Origin of the sequence: Micromonospora sp. NPDC049799 (genome assembly GCF_040656655.1) — a bacterium.
Taxonomy (GTDB): domain Bacteria; phylum Actinomycetota; class Actinomycetes; order Mycobacteriales; family Micromonosporaceae; genus Micromonospora.
This window is the reverse complement of sequence record NZ_JBFAMU010000894.1, coordinates 1-1,137: the sequence shown is the minus strand read 5'-3', so window position 1 is coordinate 1,137 and position 1,137 is coordinate 1. Positions and strand designations below refer to the sequence as shown.

At 74.5% G+C, this 1,137-nt stretch carries 1 protein-coding gene and 1 pseudogene; both read left to right on the top strand.

The features are described 5' to 3' along the window. Positions 1-331: fibronectin type III domain-containing protein (locus tag AB0I76_RS30425; RefSeq protein WP_357042740.1), on the top strand; the 331-nt coding region annotated here is incomplete at its 5' end. A 153-nt stretch (positions 332-484) separates the two neighbouring features. Continuing rightward, positions 485-1,137: pseudogene (locus tag AB0I76_RS30420) on the top strand (hypothetical protein); the annotation flags it as partial.

Genomic DNA, 1,137 nt, shown 5'->3' with positions numbered 1-1,137 from the left:
GACGGCGGCGCCGGTGGCCACGGCGGCGGCCGGCGTGACACCGGGTCCCGGCCCGGGTGACCTGGCGTTGCGGGACGACGCGGCGACGGTCACGTTGACCTGGGACGACCCGTCCGGGGGCGCAGTGCCGTTCATGGTGGCCGGTGGCAGGGCCGGGCAGGCACTGGGCGTGCTGGCCACCGTCGACCCGGGTCGGACGAGTTGGACGGTCAACGGGCTGAACTCGCGGGTGGACTACTGCTTCACGGTCGTGGCGGTGTACTCGACGGACGTGGTCGCCACGTCCGCGCAGGTGTGCACTGAGCGCGAGGGGACCGCCGCGCCGGGCTGAGCAGCGACGTCACGCCGTGCACGCTGCGTATCCACAGGGAGACCGTGCGGGTTCCCCCCGACCGGATCCGGCCCTATGATGGCACCCGGCTCAGGGGAGGGTCGCCGGACACCGGCCGCGACCTGCCGGGACGACACTGGGGAGACAGCCGTTGTGGCCACCATCGACGACGCCGTGAGCGCTGGCTCTCCCCGACGGCGGTTCCGGGGCGGGCTGGTCACCGTCGGCACGGTGACCGCGTTGCTGGCCGCGATGGGGCTGACCGTGCTGGGCCTCGGCACGGCCGACACCGCGGTGGCCAGCCACGACGCGAGTTCCTGGCTGTGGAGCACCGCCCGCGGTGAGCTGGCCCGCGCCAACGGGGTCACCGCCCGGGTGGACACCCGCGTGGAGGTGCCCGGCGCCCGCCGGCACCCGGCGCAGGTGACGCAGACCGACCGGCTCCTGGTGCTGCGCGACCTCACCACCGGTCAGGTGTCCTCCCTGGACCTGGCCACCCTCCAGATCACCGCGACGACGCGGACGGCGCCCGGCCTCGGGGTGAGCGTGGCCCTGCACGAGGACGCGGCCTTCATCATCGACGCGGTCCAGGGGGTCGTCCGGCAGCTCGACCCGCGTTCGCTGGCGCCGATCGGCGAGCCGGTCCGCTACCCGCCGGGCATCACCGGGGGCACGTTCGACGGCGAGGGTCGGTTGTGGATCGCCGTCCCGGGTGAGGGCACCGTCTCGGCGGTCACCGCGGCGCCGCTCTGCGACTCGCCGGCGCCGCGGCGCGACTGCTGGTCATCATCGGAACCGTACTCACT